Genomic DNA, 15679 nt, shown 5'->3' on the forward strand with positions numbered 1-15679 from the left:
TTTGTTTCCCGACAAAGGGTCCGGGGGCGGTCTTCTCCTGCCGTCCTCTCTCCGCCGCCGCGCCTGAAACCGATCGTCACGCGATGGTCGCGCGGCTTTCATTGCCATGTCGCGGATCGCCGCGTTAATGCGGGCCATGGAAGCCACCGCCCGCCTGACCGCTTCCGACGCGCTGCGGCCCCGCAGCCTGCTCCGGAAGTCCCCGATCCAGTTCTCCTCCGCCGATCCGGAAGGATTGTGGGGGGATGTGCTGGGATTCCGCCGGTTGGGGGGGCGGTTCCGCGCCTCCCGCCGCCTGGTGTCGATCCTGGCCTGGACGCTGATCGCCATCCCCATCCAGGCGCTGCTGCTGGCGCTGCCGGGGCGGGCGAATGTCGCCTTCGGGCAGGTCTATTTCCGCGTGCTGTGCTGGCTGATCGGCCTGAAGATCCGGGTGGTGGGGGAGGCGACGCGCCAGGCGCCGGTGCTCTTCGTGTCCAACCATTCCTCCTGGCTCGATGTGCTGGCGCTGGGCACGACGCTGGATGCGGCCTTCGTCGCCAAGTCGGAAGTGGGGCAATGGCCGCTGATCCGCACCGTGGCGCGGCTGGGGCGGACGCTCTTCGTCAGCCGCACCCGGACGGCCACGAAGGGAGAGGCCGGCGTGATCCGCGAACGCATGGGCCAGGGGGAGAGCGTGATCCTGTTCCCCGAGGGCACGACCAGCGATGGCGGCCGGGTGCTGCCCTTCCGCAGCGCCTTCCTGTCCGTCGCCGACCATGCGCGGCAGGTGCAGCCGGTCTCCGTGGTGTTCGACCGCCTGGGCGGGCTGCCGGCCTGCCGGCGCGACCGGCCGCTTTTCGCGTGGTACGGGGATACCGACATCTTCACCCATTTCTGGCGCCTGGCGCGCCACCCTGGCGGGCGGGCCACGGTCGTGCTGCATGAACCCGTGGACCCCGCGGACTACCCGGACCGCAAGGCGCTGGCGGCCGCGTGTTCGGAAGTGATCGCCCGCGCCTGCGCCACCATGCGGCAGAACCGGCCCGTGGTGCCGCTGCGCGCCCCCCTGCCCCGCATTCCCGCTTGACCCGGCGCGGCGGCGTCCCGCAGCCTGCCGGCATGGCGATGAACCCTTCGGCCGTGCGGCCGTCGCACGGGGTCGCTTGACCCGGGCGCGGCACCTGCGCACATCCCCCGCTTCCCCCCGCCGTTTTCCCGGCGGGGCGGCGGAGTGTTTTCACCGGTGAACGCCCCCAGCCCCCCTTCGACCATCACCGGCGATACGCCGGCGCGGCCCCTCAAGCGGCTCTTCATCCGCACCTGGGGCTGCCAGATGAATGTCTATGACAGCGCCCGCATGGCGGATGTGCTGGCCCCCCTCGGCTATGCGCCGGCGGAGGCGCCGGAAGACGCCGACATGGTGGTGCTCAACACCTGCCATATCCGGGAGAAGGCGTCGGAGAAGCTGTTCTCCGAACTCGGCCGTTTGCGCGTCCTGAAGCAGGCGAAGGAACAGGGTGGGGATCGCATGATCCTCGCCGTCGCCGGCTGCGTCGCGCAGGCGGAAGGGGCGGAGATCACCGCCCGCGCCCCTTACGTGGACCTCGTGCTCGGCCCGCAGACCTATCATCGCCTGCCGGAGATGGTGGCCCGTGCCACACGGGCGGCGGGCGCCGTGATCGAGACCGATTTCCCGGCCGAGGAAAAATTCGACTTCCTGCCGGACAGCACGACGCCGCAGGGCGTGACGGCCTTCCTGACCATCCAGGAGGGCTGCGACAAGTTCTGTTCCTTCTGCGTCGTCCCCTATACGCGGGGGTCCGAGTATTCGCGCAGCGCGGCGACCGTGATCGCGGAGGCCCGGCGCCTCGCGGCGCAGGGGAGCCGGGAGATCGCCCTCCTCGGCCAGAACGTGAATGCCTGGCACGGGGAAGGCCTGGACGGGAAGACCTGGAACCTGGCGCGGCTGCTGCGGGAACTGGCCGATATCGAGGGCGTGGCCCGGCTGCGCTACACCACCAGCCATCCGCGGGACATGGATGACGAGTTGATCGCGGCGCATGGGGATATCCCGGCGCTGATGCCCTTCCTGCATCTGCCCGTGCAGTCGGGGTCGGACCGCATCCTCCAGGCCATGAACCGCGGCCACAAGGCGGATGACTACCGGCGGATCGCGGAGAAGCTGCGCGCGGCGCGGCCGGACATCGCGCTGTCCTCCGACTTCATCGCGGGCCATCCCGGGGAGAACGAGGCGGACCACCAGGCGACGATGGCGCTGATCCGCGATGTCGGCTTCGCGCTGGCCTATTCGTTCAAATACTCGTCCCGCCCCGGCACGCCGGCCGCCGGCGCCACGATGCAGGTGCCGGAGGCGGAAAAGGACCGCCGGCTGCAGGAAATCCAGGCGCTGCTGCGGGAACAGCAGGACGGGTTCAATCGTTCCTGCGTGGGGCGGCGCTGCGATGTGCTGGTCACGGGGCCAGGTCGCCACCCCGGCCAGCTCGCGGGACGGTCGCCCTGGCTCCAGCCCGTGCATTTCGTGGGCGCGGGCCAGCAGCCCGGGGATGTGATCGCGGTGGACGTTGCCGCGGCACTCCCCAATTCACTCGCCGTGCATCCTCTTGAGCGGCCCGCGGGGAACGGACCGCCCGAGACCAGCCCCCAACCCCCCTGTCAGGAGAAGGCCGCCGCTTGAACACCCCGCCCGCCGCGCTTTCGACCCCCCCCTTCGGCCTTCCTGCTGGTCGGGTCGCCGAACCCGTGGCGCGACAGCGCCTCGCCTCCGCCGACCAGCCCGCCCAGCGCGTGGTCACGATGCAGTTCGACGACAACGCGCTGGTCCCGCTCCTCTACGGGGAGCATGACCGCAACCTGGCGCGGATCGAGGTCCGGCTGGGAATCAGGTTGAACAGCCGGGGGAACCGGCTGACCGTGACCGGCACGCCGGAACGGACGGAAGTGGCGGAAGCGGCACTCGGCAGCCTCTGGCGACAATTGCAGAAGGGCGAGGCGGTGGGATCGGCGGAGGTGGAGGCAGCGATGCGGATGGCTGAGGGCGTGCAGGAAGCTGACCCGCGCCTGCCGCTGCAGGACATCCCCGCGATCCGGACGCGCAAGGGCGCCATCGCGCCGCGCACCCCGGCCCAGGCCGCCTATATCGACATGCTGGCCCGCAACGACATGGTCTTCGGCATCGGCCCGGCGGGCACGGGCAAGACCTACCTCGCGGTCGCGCAGGGGGTGGCGCTGCTTCAGGCGGGCCGCGTCGACCGCATCGTGCTGTCCCGGCCGGCGGTGGAGGCGGGCGAGAGGCTCGGCTTCCTGCCGGGCGACATGAAGGAGAAGGTCGATCCCTATCTTCGCCCGCTTTACGACGCGCTGCATGACATGATGCCGGCGGAGCAGGTGAAGCGGCGGATCGAGGCGGGGGAGATCGAGGTCGCGCCGCTGGCCTTCATGCGCGGCCGGACGCTGGCCCATTGCTACGCCATCCTGGACGAGGCGCAGAACACCACGCCGGCCCAGATGAAGATGTTCCTGACGCGCATGGGGCATGGGAGCCGGATGGTGGTCACCGGCGACCCGACCCAGATCGACCTGCCGCCGGGGCAGAAATCCGGGTTGAACGAGGCGCTGGCGATTCTTGATGGGGTTGATGGCATCGCGGTGGCGCGATTTGCGGAACGGGATGTGGTAAGGCATCCCCTCGTGGCACGGATCGTCGCGGCCTATGGGCGCCTGGATGAGGCTGCCCAGAGGGGCCGGGGGCAGAAGGAGAAGGATGGAACCGTTAAGTAGACCGCCCGGCGCGGCAGGGAATTCTTCCCGTAGCGCTGGGGTCAGGGATGGGGCGATGGACATCACCATCGTCCTGGCGGCGCCGGGATGGCGCGCCGCGGTGAAACGGCCTGAGGCACTCGCCAGGCAGGCCGCTGAGGCAGCCTTGCGCGAATCCGGGGCGGCCGGCGCCATCACGGTGCTGCTGGCGGATGACGCCACGGTGCGGCGCCTGAACAGCGACCACCGCGCGAAAGCCAAGCCCACCAATGTCTTGTCCTTCCCCGGCGGCATGCCCGGGCACCTCGGCGACATCGCCCTGGCACTCGGCGTGGTGCGGCGGGAGGCGCGGCAGAACGGCCGCCGGCCGGCGGACCACCTCGCCCACCTCGTCGCCCATGGCGCCCTGCACCTGGCGGGGCATGACCATCTGGAAGCCGGCGAGGCCAGGCGGATGGAACAGGCGGAGGCGCGCGTGATGCGCCGCCTCGGTCGGCCCAACCCGTGGAAGGAAGGCTCCGCCGCCACGCGGAGGTCCGCGCCATGAGCGGGGGCAACGGCCAATCCGCCCATGACCGGCGGAACAGCTTCTTCGGACGCCTGCAGACCCTGCTCGGACGGCGGGAGAATGAAAGCGTCCGCGACCGGGTCGAGGAATTGCTGGAGAGCCGGGAGGAGGAGCGCGCCAACCGCGCGGCGGAGCATGACGGCAGCGGGCTCGACCTGAACGAACGCCTGCTGCTGTCCAACGTGCTGCTGCTGCGGGACAAGACGGCCTATGACGTCATGGTGCCGCGCGCCGACATCCTGGCGATGCCGGAGGATCTGACCCTCGACCAGGCGATCCGGCTGATCCAGCGGGAAGGCCACAGCCGCTTCCCGGTCTATCGCCAGAACCTCGATGACATCGCGGGGATGGTGCACATCAAGGACGTCTTCGCCGCCGTGGGGCGGGACCCCGCCACCTTCTCCCTGAAGGCGATCCTGCGGCGGCCGCTCTTCGTGGTGCCGACCATGCCGGTGCTGGACCTGCTGCTGCAGATGCGCGCGGCGCGGATCCACATGGCGCTGGTGGTGGACGAATACGGCGGCATCGACGGGCTGGTGACGATCGAGGATCTGGTCGAGACCATCGTCGGCGACATCGCGGACGAACATGACGAAGTCACGCCCGTGACCATGCAGGACCGGCCCGACGGGACGGTGGAGCTGGACGCGCGCACGACCGTGGAAGCCTTCGAGGCCAAGTTCGGCAGCGTGCTGACGGAGGAGGAACGCAACTCCGACATCGATACGGTCGGCGGGCTGGTCTTCACCCTGGCAGGGCGCGTGCCGGCGCGCGGCGAGTTGATCTCCCACCCCTCCGGCCTCGAATTCCGGGTGCTGGACGCGGACCCGCGGCGGATACGCAGGCTGCGGGTGCGGATGCCGGGGACGGAGCCGGCGAAGCAGGCGGCGGAGTAGGTCGCTCGGGGTGGCTTGCAGGGGGGCGCTGCCCCCCCGCACCCCCCACCAAGGGCCAGCGGGCCCTTGGAACCCATGAGATACAGCGACGAAGGGGGAGGGGGCCGTAGTGCCCCCTCCCCCTTCGTCGTCATGCCCGCGGTCCAGGGTCCCGTTGGACCCTGGCATGGGGGTCCGGGGGAACAGCGTTCCCCCGGAATCACCCGCGCACCATCCCCGCCTCCGCTCCGACCGCCTCGCTCCCCGGGAACGCCGCCGCGACCGCCGAGGCTGGCAGGCGCAGGTGGTCGCGCAGCAGGCCCTTCGCGATCGCGCGCAGGTCGCGGGTGGGCTGGACGTCGCGGTTCTCGAACAGCTTGCCCTGGCCGAGGCCCGGCCAATCGGCCAGCACGCGGCCGCCCTGGATGGCGCCGCCGGCCAGGAAGGCCGCGCCCGCGGTGCCGTGGTCCGTGCCAGCGTTGCCGTTGACGCGCGCGGTGCGGCCGAATTCGGTGATGCAGAGCACGGCGGTGCGCGCCCAGGCGGGGCCGAGTTCGGCCTTGAGCGCGGCCAGGCCGCCATCGAGCTGCCGGAGCGCGGGCAGCATCCGGTCGGCCTGGGCGGCATGGGTGTCCCAGCCGCCGATTTCGAGGGCGGCGACGCGCGGGCCCTCCGCCGCCGCCAGCAGGCGGCCGGCGGCGCCGGCCAGGCGGAGGAAGCCGCCCTGGTTGGTGGGCAGGGGCGCGCCCATGGACAGGGCCTCGCTGGCAAAGCCGCGGCCGCGCAGGCCCTCCGCCACGCCGGGGCCGAGCAGCGGGTCGTCATGCAGCAGCTCCGCCATGCGGAGATACAGCATGGCGTCGGGCCGCGCGGGGCGGGGCGGCGCCCACATGCCGACGGGCTGCGGGCCGCGCAGGATCAGCGGCAGGTCGATGCCGAGCGCCAGGCCGCGGCGGGCCCTGCCTTCCGTCAGGGCGGCGGCGGCCAGAGCGCGGTTGAGCCAGCCGGAGGTGAGGCGCTGGTCGCTGCCGCCTTCCAGCAGGTCCTGGCCATCGAAATGGCTGCGGGTGCGGTAGGGGCCGGCGACGGCGTGGATGGGCAGCAGCGCGCCTTCGCCATACATCGCGTGCATCGCGGCCAAGGCGGGGTGCAGGCCGAAGAAGCCGCCGAGGTCGAGCACCCCGCCCTCGGCCCCCGGTCCTGGCAGGGCGAGGGCGCCGCGCAGGCCGGCGTAGTCGGCATCGCCATAGGGGACCAGGGCGTGCAGCCCATCCATGGCGCCGCGCAGCAGGATGACGACCAGGCGGGATTCGCCGGGGGTGGGATCGGCCAGCGCCAGGCGGGCCTGGCCGAGGGTCGCGACGGCGCCGAGGCCCAGCAGGAAGCCGCGGCGGCCGAGCCGGGGGAGGTGGGTCATCGGCGCTGCATCTCCGGGCTGGCGAAGAGAAGGGCGATGGCATCCCGCGCGCCGCCGGCGGTGGTGACGGCGCGGCGCGTGGCGGGGCCGGCGAGCGGGCCGAGCGTCGCCTCCAGCAGCGCGCGGGGATCCTGGCGGGCGAAGCGGCCGGCGATGTCGAAGGCGAGGTCGAGGCGCTGCATCACGCCCTCCGGCCCCGCCCAGCCCTGCGCCGTGTCGGGCCATCCATTCGGCTGCGGCGCGTTCCAGAGCGGCTGCGCCAGCGCGGCCATGCCGGACATGACCGGGCGCGGGTCCGTGGTGCCGCCGGCGCGGTGGACGGCCAGCACCCACTCCATCGGGCTTCGCAGTTTCGTCAGTGCCGGATCGGCGGCCTGCGGCAGGCGTGGCAGGGCGCGGGCGGCGGCGCCCAGGTCTCCGTCCGTGTCCCGCAGCACTGTCTCGATCGTTGCCACGGCGTCGGGTGGCGGGTCGTCGGCGATGAAGTGGCGGACCAGCCTGAAGGCGATGTGGCGGAGCGTGGCGGGATGGGCGGCCAGGAAGCGCAGCGCTTCCTCATAGGCGCCCGGCCCTTCCTCGAACCGCTTGCCCATCACCGTCTTGGGGCCGGGTTCGTGGTTGGCGGGGCGGAAGATCGTGCCGAAGGGCTCCCGCATCCGCTCCACCCCCCAGCCCGTCATCAGCCGGGCGAATTCCGTGACATCGGCCTGGGTGTAGCCGGCGGCGGGCGACAGGCTGTGGAGTTCCAGGATCTCCCGCGCCAGGTTCTCGTTCAGGCCCCGGCCGCTGCGCCGGCCGAACGGGCTGCTCGGGCCGACCGAGGCGACTTGGTCCAGGTAGTAGAGCATGGCGGGGGACATCGAGACCGCTACCAGCAGGTCGGCGAAGCGGCCGGTGATGCGCGGGCGAACCACGTCCCTCAGGAAGCCCGCATAGGCGGTGGTGACGCCGAAGCCGCCGCGCTCCGCCACCGTGAAGTGGTTCAGCCAGAACATCACGAGGCGTTCGCGGAAGGGCTCCTCCGCCGAGAGGAGGTGCCTCGTCCAGGCCTCCTGCTCCGCGCGGAACAGGCGGGTGACGGGGCTCGGTTGGCCGGCGGGGGGCGGGGATGCGTCATGCTCCCGCCAGGCGGCGTAGCCTTCCGCCAGCGCGAAGGCCGTGTCGCGGCCCTCCGGCGGGGGGATGGGGGGGCCGGCGCCGATGGTCTGGGCATCGAGCCAGGCGAGGGGATCGGCGGGCAGGGCCGCGCGGGGCCCGAGACCGAACCGGTGGACGGCGAGCTGGGGCGAGATGCTCATGCGCGAAGGCTGGGCGCGAAGAATGGCGGAATCTTGGGTTACGAACCGTATCGGTCCCGGCAAGCTGTTGATCTCGCTCGGGACCGACTACACGAATGGGTGAATAATCCACATGCCTTGTGTGGTCAGGGGCGGGCCGGACGGCCGCGCCGTTCAGGCCGCGGCGGCGGGGCAGGAGCCTGGCGCCCCCATCGCCGGCAGCCCGAGCAGCGTGCCGAGCGGGGCGATCCTGGCGCGCGGGCCAAGCTCCGCCAGCAGCCGGTCGAGGAACCGCCAGGCGGCCTCGTCATGGTCGAGGTGATGGGTCAGCAGGCCGATCGGCGCATCCCACCGGCCTTCGCGCCGCCCTTCGCGCAGCAGGCGGACAAGGTGCAGGGTGACGGATGCCTCGCCCTGGAAGCGTGGCGGGCCATCCCTGTCCAGCAGGTCGAGATGGACATCGAGGCGCGGTAGCGGCGCCACGGCGGCGTCCTGCCCGCCATGGCCGGACAGCCCCGCGAAACCCGCCTGCGCCGCCGCCGCGGCAAGGGCCGGCGTCAGGCGGTTCCAGGCGGGCACGAAGACGGGGAGGCGGTTCGGCAGCCCCTCCAGGGCGGCGGCCGCGCGGCCGATCTCGCTGGCCAGCATGCCGAGGCCGATCACCCGCGGGACCTCGGAGGGCGCCTCCCCCGGGCCGGCGATGTTGCGGTGGGTGATGCCGTGCTGCGCCACGGTCACCAGCGGGCAGGCCGCCAGCAGGGCGGCCAGGGCGGACGACGTGGGCGCGCCGGCGGCGGGCGGCGTGACCGCCAGGGTCAGCGGCACGGCGTGGCGATGCGACAGGGCGAGGAGCCGCCGGAGCGCCGGCGTATCCGCCTGCGTGCCATCGTCACGCCACCACAGCAGCGGCAGGCGGCCCCGGCGCCGCCAGAGGGCCAGCTCCAGCCGAAGGAGAATCCGGGACAGGGGCAAGCGGAACCTCGGGGGGAGGGAGAGGGGGAGAAGGGAATGCTCCCACCCTACCCGCGCCAGCTTTCACCCCGCTTACGGCCGCCGTGGCGGCTGTCTTCAATCCGCCGTCCCGGCTTGGGCCAGCCGCTGGTCGTCATTGGCGGAGGCGGGCGGCACCACCGTCTGGACCCGCGCGAAGGTCGCCAGAGCCTGCCCCACCACCTGGTCCATGTTGTAGTAGCGGTAGGTCGCGAGCCGTCCGACGAACCAGGTGTCCCGCTCCGCATCCGCCAGCGCCTCGTAGCGCTTGTAGAGCGCGGCGTTCTCCGGGCGGGGGATGGGGTAGTAGGGGTCGCCCTCCGCGGACGGGAATTCGTAGGTCACGCTGGTCTTCGGATGCTGCTGGCCGGTGATCCACTTGTATTCGGAGACGCGGGTGAAGGGCGTCTCCTCCGCCGGGTGGTTCACCGTGCCGGTCGGCAGCGCCCATTCGCGGTCCAGCGTCTCATGCCGGAAATTCAGGCTGCGGTAGGGAAGCTTGCCGTAGCGGAAGCCGAAATACTCATCGACCGGACCCGTCCAGATGATGCGGCGGAAGCTGAAGCGCTTGCGCGCTTCCGCGAAATCCATGCCGGTGCGCACCGTGATGCCGGGCTGGTCCAGCATGCGCGCGAACATCGCGGTGTAGCCATCCCGCGGCATCGCCTGGAACCTGTCGGTGAAGTAGCGGTCATCGGTGTTGGTGCGCGTCGGCACGCGCGCGGTGACCGACTTGTCCAGCTCGCCGGGGTCGAGCGCCCATTGCTTGCGCGTGTAGCCGCGGAAGAAGAGTTCGTAGAGTTCGCGGCCCACCTTGGCCACCACCACATCCTCGCTCGTGCGGATCTGGTCCGGCGTCTCCGCCCGCGCCGCCATCCATCCCTCCACCTCGGCCTCCGTCAGCGACAGGCCGTAGAGGGTGTTGATGGTGTCGAGGTTGATCGGCATCGGCACCTGCACGGGCTGGCCGGTGGTCGGGCTGATGACCTGCGCGAGGACGCGGTGTTCGTAGTTGCGCCAGGCCGTGAACTTCGAGAGATGGCCGAACACCGCTTCGCTGTTGGTGTGGAAGATGTGCGGGCCGTAGCGGTGGATCAGCACGCCCGCCTCGTCGAGATGGTCATAGGCATTGCCGGCGATGTGCGGCCGCTTGTCGATGACGAGCACCTTGTCGCCGCGCTGCGTCGCCAGGCGTTCGGCCAGGACGGAGCCGGCAAAGCCGGCCCCCACGATGAGCCAATCAAACATGCGCCGCCCCCGCTGCCCGGATGGTCTGGAAGGCACGTCCGGCACCCGCGCGCGCCACCGACATCTGCGGCGCCGCGATGTCGCCGATCAGCCCGGCCATGCGGCCCCAGGTGATGTCCCAGGAATTGCGGGCGAGCTGCGCATCGACGCGGGTGAGCCAGGGCCCACGATCCCGCGCCAGCATCATCTCCACCTTCGCGGCCATCGCGGCGGCATCCTCCGCGATCTCCACCAGGCCGGCATCGGCATAGTCGCGCACCACGTCCACGACGGGGGTGGAGACGACGGGCAGGCCGGCGGCGAGGAATTCGGGCGTCTTGGTCGGGCTGATGAAGCGTGTGCTCTCATTCAGCGCGAAGGGCATGAAGCCGACATCCCAATGCGCGAGATGCGCGGGCAGGTCGGCATAGCCGCGGCCACCGAGCCAGTGGATGTTGGCGGCGCGGGGCAGGGCCGCTTCGTCGATCTTCACGACGGGCCCGACCATGACGAAGGACCAGTTCGGGCGCAGCGCCGCGAGCGTCGCGACCAGGTCGATATCCATCCGTTCGTCGATGACGCCGAAGAAGCCGAGGCGCGGATGCGGCAGGCCGCGCATCGCTTCCGGCTCCGCCGGGCCAAGGCGCGCCTGGCCGAAATGGGCGGTATCGATGGAGGAGGGGAAGCAGTGGACGCGGGCGTGCCGGCCGCGCTTCGCCTCATAGAGGCTTCGGCCGCCAGTGAAGACCAGGTCCGCGCGGGCGATCAGGCGGCGCTCCATCTCCAGCATCGCCGGCGGCGCGCCGCGGAAGGCGGAGAGTTCGTCCATGCAGTCATAGACGGTGACGTCGGGATGCAGGTGCCCCGCGAAGGCCAGCGCCATCGGCGTGTAGAACCAGGCGACCAGCTTGCGGCCGGCGCGGGCGGCGAGAAGCCCGTCCATCAGGTCCCGCTGCGCGCTGACGGCGGCATCGGGCGTGGTGCCATGCGGCAGGATGGGCTGCGCGACGGTGACGCCGCCGGGACGGGGGGAGAGGTCGAGCCGCGGGGCGGGCACGTCCTGGTGGAGCGGTTCCTCCAGGAAGATCACCTCATGCGTCCGGGCCGCGCGCGTCATCAGGTGCTGCGGGCGCTGGAAGACGAAATCCCAGCGCAGGTGGGAGAGGCAGAGCAGCACGGGACGTGCGTGTACGGCACAAGGCGGGGCCTCGTTCATCCTGATCTCCTATGGTCAGGGGGCGGATGGACGGGCACACGGCAGCCTGCCGCGCGGCGTGATCGCCGCTGCCCTGGACCATCCGGACGTCCTGGATGCCCGTCAGAACGCGGGATGCTGCGCTGCGGTTCCGGCGGGGATTCCGGACTCGTGAGCGGCGGCGGCGGGAACGCGCGGGCCAGGCGACCGGCACGGTTCGGCACCGCTGCGCGAACGCATCGCGTGAAATCCGCTCAAGGCGCGCATCCCGGCCGGTGCGGCCCGCGTTCTTCCGACCGTCCCCGAAGCGGGCCCCGGGGGGCCGGCGGCGGATGGGCCAGCCGGGGAAACCGGCGGTCCCGAACGAGAGAGATGGGAGAACGGCATCATGGCCGGCAACAACCAGGGCAACAGCAATCCCGGCAATTTCGCGAATGACCGGGAGAAGGCGGCCGAGGCCGGGCGCACCGGCGGCCAGCACCAGGGGCGGGAGAACAACCCCGGCAATTTCGCGAACGACCCGGAGAAGGCCGCGCGCGCCGGCCAGGTCGGCGGCAGCCACCAGGGGAAGGACAACAACCCCGGCAACTTCGCCAATGACCGGGAAAAGGCCAGCGAGGCCGGCCGCATGGGCGGCCAGCACAGCCAGGGCGGTGGCGGGTCCCAGGGGAATTCCGATGGAAACCCGGGCAACTTCGCCCAGGACCGGGAGAAGGCCAGCGAGGCCGGCCGCAAGGACGGGCAGAGCAGCGGCGGCGGCAACCGCCGCTGAGTGACGGTGGGAGCCGCCGGCGTGATCCGGCGGCTCCTGCTTCGTCAGAAGCGGAACTGCACCCCCGCGAAGACGCTGCGGCCGAAGCCGGGCTCGAACAGCGCGCTGTTCGCAGCCGCCACCGTCGCCACGCTGGTGCTGGAAATGTAGCGCGTGTCGCCGAGGTTCCGGGCCTCCGCGAAGGCGGTGACGCCATGGCCGAAATCCCAGCCGCCGCGGATGCCGAACAGGGCGTAGCTGCTGGTCTTCAGCGTATTGGCGTTGTCCGCGTAGAAGGCCTGCGGCACCCAGTCCAGGTGCGGCGCCACCCAGCCACCGGCGGGATGGGCGTAGCGGAGCTCGGCGCGCAGCAGGTGCCGCGGCGCGCCGGGCAATTCGTTGTCGCCATAGCTGCGGTCGCCGTCGAAGCGGAAATCGCTGAAGGTGTAGGCGCCGCGCAGCCGCAGCGTGTCACCGACCGCGATCGAATCCCGCGCCGCCAGCCAGTCCGCCCCGGCCTCGATCCCCTGGTGGATGGTGCGGTCGACATTCTGCGCCAGCGACGTGCCCGCCGTGGGGCCGGCGAGGAGCTGGATCTCGTCCTTGATCCAGGAGCGGTAGAGCGTGACCTCGTAGCTGAGGTCGCCCTGCCGGCCGCGCGTGCCGATTTCCGCCGTCACGGCGCGCTGCGCGTCGAGGCGGGAGAAGCCGCCGACGGCGACCAGCGGCGTGAGATCCGACAGCGTCGGCGGCTCCGTGCTCCAGGTGAGGTTGGCGAAAAGCTGCGCCTGGTCCGTCACGTCCCACAGCGCACCGAAGCGCGGGTTCAGCCACTGCCAGTGGCCGCTGCCGCTGTCGTCGCGGAAGGGGTCGGCTGATGTGACGGCTTCCGTCAGGAAGCGGTCGCGCGATGAGCGATAGGCCTCCCCGGCCTGCAGGCCGGTGATGATCGCAACATCGGGGCGCACCCGCAGCGTGCTTTCGGCATACAGGTCGTTGGTGCGCGCGCGGTCGAGGGAGGAGGCGGTGCGCGCGCCGGCGCGGCCGCCGATGTTCAGGTATCGGTTGCTGTCGGTGACGCCGATCGCGGCATTGGCGCCGACCACCAGACGGTGGTCCATGCCGCCCACCACGCCATCCAGCGTGGCGCGGGCATAGGCGCCGACATCGTCGTTGCGCTGGTCGATATACTGGAAGATCGGGTGGTCCAGTTCACGCCGCACCAGGCTGATGCCGGCTTCCAGCAGCACGCCCTCCATCGGCCGGACCGCGGTGCGGCTGCCGAGGCGGAGGCTTTCGATGTTGCGCTGGTAGTCGCCGGCCAGGTTGGCGCTGGCGGCGGTGCGTGGCGACCGCAGCGCCTGGTCGCGCGTCACGGCCCCGGGGATCTGCTGCCAGATGTTGTTGTAGGTGACGTAGAAGCGCGTCTCCGCATTGTCGGACCAGCGATAGCCGACATTGCCGTTGACGCGCTGGCTGCGGCCGGCGCTGTGGTCGCGGAAGCCTTCCTGGCTGAGGGTGGAATAGGCGATGAAGGCATCCGCCTGGCCGGCCGTGGCGCCATAGCTCAGCAGGCCGCGGGCGAAGCCGTGGCTGCCGGCTTCCAGGCGGACCGTGCCGCCGGGGTTGCTCTGTGCGGTCTGGGACACGCCGTTGAGCGCGCCGCCCAGCGTGTTGGCGCCGAGCGCGAAGGCGTTGCCGCCGCGGAAGACCTCCAGCCGCTGCAGAAGCTGCGCATCCAGTTCCTGGAAATCGCCGCTGCCATCGGCCTGGTTGATCGGCATGCCATCCAGCGTCAGGCGCACGCCGCGCAGGTGGAAGTTGCGGGCCAAGCCGGAGCCGCGGATCGAAAGGCGCGAATCCTCGCCCCATTTCGGCTGGGCGAAGACCCCGGGGGTGAGGTCCAGCATCTCCCGCAGCGTGGTCGAGCCGGGGCGGTCGAGGAAACGCTCCGCCGGCACGATGGAGACGTTGCCGGGGATGCGGCGGGCTTCCTCCGTCGCCTGTTCGTTGGACGGCGTCGCGGCGGCGGCCGGGATGGGCGGCGCGGTGACGGTGATGGAGATGCCCGGGGTGGCTTCCTGGGCGAAGGCGAGGGTGGGCGCGAGCAGCGCCGTGCCGGCCAGCAGCCGGCAACGCGTGATGAGACGCATGATGATTCCGTTCCTGTCCTGATAGGTGCGCGAAGGCGCGGCGCGGTGCCGCGCGGACCGTCAGGAGAGGGGGGGAGCCTGGGCGCCGAGCGGCGGCCCGCGGATGGGCGGGCGCGGCGCGGTGGATTGGGGGAGGGCGTCCGCCTGCGCCACGCGCACCCAATGGGGCGTGGGCAGCAGCGGCGGGTCGAGCGCCGCGACCGCGGGCACGGCGTGGCAGGCGGGGCAGAAGCCGGGGCCGTGTTCCGCCGGGTCATGCGCCGGCAGGGGCAGGACCTGGCCATCGGCGCCGATGGCAACGCGCTTCAGGCCATCCGGCCCGCAGATCTCCATCACCAGCGCCGCATGCCCGGCGCCACGCGCCAGGCACAGCGAGGGCGCCAGCACCGTCTGCAGCAGCAGGACGGCGCCGAGCAGCGGCCCGAAGCGACGGAGAAAGCGGCGGATCAGGTCGCGACCTCGATCAGCACGGGGACGTGGTCGGACGCCTTCTCCCAACCCCGCGCATCCTTCAGCACGGTGTGGCTGCGAAGGCCGCCGGCGAGGTCGGGGGAGACCCAGACATGGTCGAGCCGCCGCCCGCGATCCGAGGCCCGCCAATCCGCGGCGCGATAGGACCACCATGTGTAGAGCTTCTGGTCCGCCGGCACGAAGTGGCGGAGCGCGTCATGCCAGTCGCCGGCCGCCATCATCGCGGTCAGGGCCTGGGTTTCCACCGGCGTGTGGCTGACGACGTCCAGAAGCTGCTTGTGCGACCAGACATCGTGTTCCAGGGGGGCGATGTTGAGGTCGCCGACCAGCACGGCGCGCTTGAATCCGCCGGCGGCCTTGCGTTGCGCGGACCAGGCGGTGGCCTCCGCCACGAAATCCAGCTTGTGCGCGAACTTGATGTTCTTCTCGCGGTCGGGGATGTCGCCGCCGGCCGGGATGTAGAAGTCGTGCAATTCGACGGGGCCGCCGGGGGCGTCGATCTCCACGGCGAGGTGGCGGCAATCACCCTTCCCGCACCAGTCGGGATCGGCGCCGTCGCGCGTCGTGAAGGCCAGCTTCGAGAGGATGGCGACGCCGTTGTAGCCCTTCATCCCGCGCACCGCGCGATGCGCGAAGCCGAGGGCTTCGACGCCGTCATGCGGGAAGTGTTCGTCGGGGCACTTCGTCTCCTGCAGGCAGATCACATCGGGGCTGAGCGCCGCGACGAGATCCGCCAGCAGGGGCAGGCGGAGGCGGACGGAATTGATGTTCCAGGTGACGATGCGCAGCGGCCGCGCCGCCTGGATCACCGCCGGGGAGGCTGGCGCTTCCCCCTTTTTCCGTCCTGCCGTCATAGCTCGACGCCTCGCTTCACAGGTGCCAGGGCGGCCCGCCGCACTTCAGGCGGGCCGAGGCGCCGAACGGCGCCCGCGGCCTATGCCGCGAAGCCAAGCCGGGCGGATGCCCGGCGCCCGGCGTCTGAGGGGCATGGATGCG

Annotated in this window: 14 protein-coding genes; 6 read left to right on the forward strand and 8 right to left on the reverse strand. The window is 71.5% G+C overall.

Annotation, left to right across the window (positions count from 1 at the left end):
• The first annotated feature begins 136 nt into the window (after positions 1–136).
• The 5 genes from BM041_RS10830 to BM041_RS10850 all read left to right on the forward strand — a co-directional run bounded on the left by BM041_RS10830 (position 137) and on the right by BM041_RS10850 (position 5223).
• Complete coding sequence (locus tag BM041_RS10830; RefSeq protein WP_092959811.1) at positions 137–1069, forward strand: lysophospholipid acyltransferase family protein; 933 nt, start codon at positions 137–139, stop codon at positions 1067–1069.
• A 156-nt stretch (positions 1070–1225) separates the two neighbouring features.
• Positions 1226–2677 (forward strand): tRNA (N6-isopentenyl adenosine(37)-C2)-methylthiotransferase MiaB, encoded by a 1452-nt coding sequence (gene miaB / locus BM041_RS10835; protein WP_408735400.1) that lies wholly within the window; start codon positions 1226–1228, stop codon positions 2675–2677.
• A 119-nt stretch (positions 2678–2796) separates the two neighbouring features.
• Positions 2797–3780, forward strand: coding sequence for a PhoH family protein (locus tag BM041_RS10840; protein ID WP_092959815.1), 984 nt, complete (start codon positions 2797–2799; stop codon positions 3778–3780).
• A 55-nt stretch (positions 3781–3835) separates the two neighbouring features.
• Positions 3836–4306 carry an rRNA maturation RNase YbeY gene (ybeY, locus tag BM041_RS10845; RefSeq protein WP_245762029.1) on the forward strand — a complete coding sequence of 157 codons (471 nt, stop codon included), beginning with the start codon at positions 3836–3838 and terminating at the stop codon, positions 4304–4306.
• The gene (locus BM041_RS10850; RefSeq protein WP_092959265.1) at positions 4303–5223 is read left to right on the forward strand and encodes a hemolysin family protein; all 921 of its coding nucleotides are present in this window, start codon (positions 4303–4305) and stop codon (positions 5221–5223) included. The genes ybeY and BM041_RS10850 overlap by 4 nt, the downstream gene beginning before the upstream one ends.
• Positions 5224–5422: 199 nt before the next feature.
• Here BM041_RS10850 and BM041_RS10855 read toward each other — a convergent pair whose 3' ends face one another.
• The 5 genes from BM041_RS10855 to BM041_RS10875 all read right to left on the reverse strand — a co-directional run bounded on the left by BM041_RS10855 (position 5423) and on the right by BM041_RS10875 (position 11329).
• Positions 5423–6619 carry a DUF1501 domain-containing protein gene (locus tag BM041_RS10855; RefSeq protein WP_092959267.1) on the reverse strand — a complete coding sequence of 399 codons (1197 nt, stop codon included), beginning with the start codon at positions 6617–6619 and terminating at the stop codon, positions 5423–5425.
• A complete protein-coding gene (locus BM041_RS10860; RefSeq protein WP_092959269.1) occupies positions 6616–7917 on the reverse strand; it encodes a DUF1800 domain-containing protein in 1302 nt (433 codons plus the stop codon). Before BM041_RS10860 ends, BM041_RS10855 begins: the two co-directional genes overlap by 4 nt.
• Positions 7918–8070: 153 nt before the next feature.
• Positions 8071–8868 carry a polysaccharide deacetylase family protein gene (locus tag BM041_RS30530; protein ID WP_092959271.1) on the reverse strand — a complete coding sequence of 266 codons (798 nt, stop codon included), beginning with the start codon at positions 8866–8868 and terminating at the stop codon, positions 8071–8073.
• A 96-nt stretch (positions 8869–8964) separates the two neighbouring features.
• The gene (gene glf / locus BM041_RS10870; RefSeq protein ID WP_092959273.1) at positions 8965–10134 is read right to left on the reverse strand and encodes a UDP-galactopyranose mutase; all 1170 of its coding nucleotides are present in this window, start codon (positions 10132–10134) and stop codon (positions 8965–8967) included.
• Positions 10127–11329, reverse strand: a complete 1203-nt coding sequence (locus BM041_RS10875) for a glycosyltransferase family 1 protein (RefSeq protein ID WP_092959275.1) — start codon at positions 11327–11329, stop codon at positions 10127–10129. Before BM041_RS10875 ends, glf begins: the two co-directional genes overlap by 8 nt.
• Before the next feature lie 367 nt (positions 11330–11696).
• On the opposite strand from BM041_RS10875, the gene BM041_RS10880 reads away from it, so the two are divergent.
• Positions 11697–12080 (forward strand): con-10 family general stress protein, encoded by a 384-nt coding sequence (locus BM041_RS10880; RefSeq protein ID WP_092959277.1) that lies wholly within the window; start codon positions 11697–11699, stop codon positions 12078–12080.
• 44 nt (positions 12081–12124) lie between these two features.
• Here the strand turns inward: BM041_RS10880 and BM041_RS10885 are convergent, their stop codons facing one another.
• Genes BM041_RS10885 through BM041_RS10895 form a run of 3 tightly spaced genes read right to left on the reverse strand, consistent with a single transcriptional unit; the run spans position 12125 to position 15537 of the window.
• Positions 12125–14212, reverse strand: a complete 2088-nt coding sequence (locus BM041_RS10885; RefSeq protein WP_092959278.1) for a TonB-dependent receptor family protein — start codon at positions 14210–14212, stop codon at positions 12125–12127.
• A 60-nt stretch (positions 14213–14272) separates the two neighbouring features.
• Complete coding sequence (locus BM041_RS10890) at positions 14273–14710, reverse strand: DUF2946 family protein (protein WP_139226023.1); 438 nt, start codon at positions 14708–14710, stop codon at positions 14273–14275.
• Positions 14659–15537 carry an exodeoxyribonuclease III gene (locus BM041_RS10895; RefSeq protein WP_092959282.1) on the reverse strand — a complete coding sequence of 293 codons (879 nt, stop codon included), beginning with the start codon at positions 15535–15537 and terminating at the stop codon, positions 14659–14661. Before BM041_RS10895 ends, BM041_RS10890 begins: the two co-directional genes overlap by 52 nt.
• Between the last annotated feature and the right edge of the window lie 142 nt (positions 15538–15679).

It is taken from the genome of Falsiroseomonas stagni DSM 19981, assembly GCF_900114315.1.
Taxonomy (GTDB): domain Bacteria; phylum Pseudomonadota; class Alphaproteobacteria; order Acetobacterales; family Acetobacteraceae; genus Falsiroseomonas; species Falsiroseomonas stagni.